The sequence below is a fragment of the Pseudomonadota bacterium genome, assembly GCA_026388215.1.
GTDB lineage: Bacteria > Desulfobacterota > Syntrophorhabdia > Syntrophorhabdales > Syntrophorhabdaceae > JAPLKF01.
The window spans coordinates 1-3,659 of sequence record JAPLKF010000213.1 but is presented as its reverse complement, the minus strand read 5'-3'; the positions used below and the strand labels follow the sequence as shown (position 1 = coordinate 3,659).

Genomic DNA, 3,659 nt, shown 5'->3' with positions numbered 1-3,659 from the left:
TATCAAGAGATTACCCCTAACGGAACATCTCAAAAATGTTCCCGATGTGGCAATATTGTCAAAAAGTATCTTGCTGTTAGAGTTCATAATTGTCCTTTTTGTGGGCTGTCTCTTGATAGAGATATAAATGCAGCCCTGAACATCTTACAAAAGGCTTGGATTGAGCCTTCGTGGAGAGGCGGTGTATCAATGCCCCTCGTTGAAGCGAGAAGCTGGCTGCTTTAGCTGTCAGAGTAATCACTTAATAAAAAACGCCTTGGCAAATATTATCAACAAAAAAGGATTGAAATATTCTATACTGTAGAAGGGAGTATGATTATAACCGTAACCGTTTATGTTTTTTACGGGAAATGGGAGGTTTAGGATGAATATTGTATATAACGACAAAGCAGATCTTCTCTATATCAGATTAGATGATAAAAAACAGAAGGTGGTAAACAGGCGTGTTTCAGAGAATATTGTTTTAGATATTGGTAAAAGGGAAAAGATTATTGGAATAGAAATTCTTGATGCCTCAAAACATGTATCGTTAGAAAAACTCTTTCCTGTAAATTATAAGATTCCAAAAGCAATATAGGTCTTTGTTGGGATTAGGCAAATTCATAACTTAGAGTATGAATCAAAATCTTAACTCTCCGCTCTTGGCTCTCAGCTATGCATCACCGGCTGACCGCAAAAAAAATACTTGCAAATAAATTGAAATTGCTTGAGAATGAAGAAAAAAGGGGGACAGGTTAATAATACACAGTATGAAATAACGTCCCCAAAGGATTATAGACAAAAAAATTTTTCTGTACAGCCTGTTTCTCAGGCTTAAAAAAACTAAATCAACCAAAGGAAAAAATGTTTTAAAGTAGTATTGAGAAACAGTTTCCCGGCAAAGTAAATATTATGTAGTATTTTTTACTGCAATTGTAGTAATATTTACTGCAACTATGCTGTCAAATACTCTTGAAAAGATATTTGGTTCACGCATCAGGGCAAAGCTGCTTGGCTGGTTTTTCACTCATCCAGACGAGCAGTTTTTTGTCCGCCAGCTCTCCATAATCCTGAAAGAAGATTCAACAAATCTAAGCCGCGAAATGAAGAGACTCGGAAACCTCAGAATCCTTACATCGGCAACGCATGGAAATCTCAAACACTTTCAGGTCAACCGGGAATGTGCCTTCTTCAATGAGATGAAAGGGCTTGTGCTCAAAACAGCAGGTGTCGCCGGTCAGATTAAAGCTGTATTCGATACCCTTGACGGCATTGAATATGCCTTTATTTACGGCTCTTACGCAAAAGGAGAAGAAAACGCGCAGAGCGATATTGATCTGATGGTTGTTGGCGATATTGATTTGGGTAAGCTTGATTTTTTATTGGGAGACCTGGAGAAAAAACTTGGCAGGACAATTAATTATGTAGTCTATGATGCAAAAGAGTTTAAAACAAAAAACCGCGCAAGAGACGGTTTTATTATGGATGTACTGGCTGGTAGAAAAATCATGATAACAGGAAAAGAGGATGGCCTTACATAGTCTTGAATCACGGGGATTAATCGAAAAGGCAGAATATAATGCAAAACAGGTTCAGTCAAATATTAGCCGTGCACATAGAGATATTGTTACTGCCAGAGAAACCCTCACAATTGATGAAGAATGGGCATATACAATTGCATACCATGCCATGCTGAGAGCGGGCAGGGCATTGATGTTTGCTTATGGAACTCGCCTTAAATAATATTGCTTGCAAATTAATTTCTTCATATCTCAAACGCTATGCTACTGAGAGTGTGTAGGAAGAGGTGTAACAGATGGGAATAAAGAACCTTTTTTCAAATATACCCGATTCTGTTCCTGAGGAAATTTTTGAGCCCCTGCTGGAGAATAAAAATATGAGGCTGGAACGAATCATTTCGGATGGGCAGGCGACACCACAAGGGGAGTGGTATGACCAGGATACAGATGAATGGGTACTGTTACTTCAGGGGAGTGCAGACTTGTTCTTTGAGGGTGAGAAAGAAGCAAGGGCTATGAAACCCGGTGACTACATATTAATTCCTGCACACAAACGGCACAGAGTGGGGTGGACGGATAAGCATCAAAAAACCATCTGGCTGGCACTACACTTCAGAAGGTGAGAAGTTAAGAAGATAAGAAACTGTGCTGCCTACTGCCTACTCCTTACTGTCTACTATCTTTATAAGTTTCTCCACCTGATAGCCTGATTCCTTGGAGGCTTTTAATAGGCGCTTAATAATGTCATAACAGGCGGTGATTGCTTTTGCCATATCTGGCATAGGTTGGGACACATCAGAACTTATTTTTATGACCGCAATGAGGAGAAGCCACCACATGAGCTGTTCGAATGCCTCCTTGCTGAACCAGAGGATGTTTCTGTGGCGGTTAACCTGCAGGAACTCTTGAGCCTCGCTGTCCTTCAATAAAGACTCAAGTAAGGCATGTGCACCACCTTTTGTTTTGAACCAGTTTTGATGGTCGGTTGTGAGCTTGATGATTTCCACCGATTCTGATGCAGCTTTTTCGTCAAATCCTGATTCCCGAAGTGTATCTGCGATGATTCTGCCAAGCGACAATTCGTCAATCCAGCTGCGGCTTAAGTTATCTGCATCTATTCCTTGAAAAGAAACCCTTCCCAGTGCGTGGACAAAGAGCCAGCCAAATAAAACATACATAAGGTTTTGATTCTCTTTCAGGTGTGAATGTATATATTCTGCAACCTCATTCATTGTCTTTGATTCCGGTGAGGGAAAATCCTTGTTGATGAGAGGCGATTGCGGATTGATCTCAAAAGTCTGTCGGATCTCTCTCACAATACCATGTACATCACCTGTAGCACCCGTATAACGCATTATCTCGTCAAGCAGTTTTACAGTCTTTTGTTCCACTTCATCGATGAGTTCCCGGGGGTTGCAGGCATCCATGAGCCTTCCAAACATATTGGCATTGACCAGTTCCATGAAACGCTTATGGATGGGCTTAAGAAGCATTTCCCGAAGCGCCTCTTCAATATTCGGCACACCACGCCCGTTAAGGTATGCTGTAAGGTTAGCATAATGGCGCCACTCATTATCTTGTAATTCGCGGAAGTTAAGAAAGACTTGGTAGCTATATGGGTTTAATTCTACATAAAGCCCTTTTTCATTGATTTCCCTACAATTCCTGATGTATTCCAGACTGGTTTTGTGGTCGCGGAAAACGACAAAAAGGTTTTCATCTTTCGCAAGTCCCAAGCCCTCACCAAGGCTTTTCTGCACAAGTTTTCGTGCGTCCCCCTGTCCTGCCTTGACTGAATAGGCAACGGATGTTCTGACCCACCCCTGGGTTGAGTTATTTTTGTTGTTGTAGACCACAAGTGACCGCTCATTCCCGTAAGCATTGGAATAGGCAAATACATCTTCATTTACGTATCCGGAAGCAATGAAAAAGTCATAGAGGAGAAAATGTTCTACACCGGCAAAGAGGTATCTCTTGTGTAAAAGTGGAAATATCTCCCTTTCATGCCGTTCCATCAGGTACGTATCCGGTTTTTCGTCCTTGTAGGCACGTCTGTATTCCATCCCGTACTTTTCTTCAAATCCTTCAATCTGGCCATGTCCGAACATGGGAAGCCCCGGCATGGTTACCATCATGGTGCATGTACCAAAATATTTATCC

6 protein-coding genes are annotated in these 3,659 nt (G+C 41.3%); 5 read left to right on the top strand and 1 reads right to left on the bottom strand.

The genetic code is table 11. The features are described 5' to 3' along the window. From NTU69_10900 to NTU69_10880, 5 genes are all read left to right on the top strand, one after another. A partial coding sequence (locus NTU69_10900) for a zinc ribbon domain-containing protein (protein MCX5804017.1) occupies positions 1–225 on the top strand: 225 nt, incomplete at its 5' end. A 139-nt stretch (positions 226–364) separates the two neighbouring features. Further along, a complete protein-coding gene (locus NTU69_10895; protein MCX5804016.1) occupies positions 365–577 on the top strand; it encodes a DUF2283 domain-containing protein in 213 nt (70 codons plus the stop codon). 358 nt (positions 578–935) lie between these two features. Next, complete coding sequence (locus tag NTU69_10890; protein MCX5804015.1) at positions 936–1,520, top strand: nucleotidyltransferase domain-containing protein; 585 nt, start codon at positions 936–938, stop codon at positions 1,518–1,520. Beyond that, positions 1,507–1,722: a hypothetical protein gene (locus NTU69_10885; protein ID MCX5804014.1), complete on the top strand. Its 216-nt coding sequence runs from the start codon at positions 1,507–1,509 to the stop codon at positions 1,720–1,722. The genes NTU69_10890 and NTU69_10885 overlap by 14 nt, the downstream gene beginning before the upstream one ends. Positions 1,723–1,795: 73 nt before the next feature. Continuing rightward, positions 1,796–2,122 (top strand): cupin domain-containing protein, encoded by a 327-nt coding sequence (locus tag NTU69_10880; GenBank protein MCX5804013.1) that lies wholly within the window; start codon positions 1,796–1,798, stop codon positions 2,120–2,122. A 36-nt stretch (positions 2,123–2,158) separates the two neighbouring features. Here NTU69_10880 and NTU69_10875 read toward each other — a convergent pair. Beyond that, on the bottom strand, positions 2,159–3,659 hold a 1,501-nt coding region (locus NTU69_10875), incomplete at its 5' end, for an alpha-amylase (protein MCX5804012.1).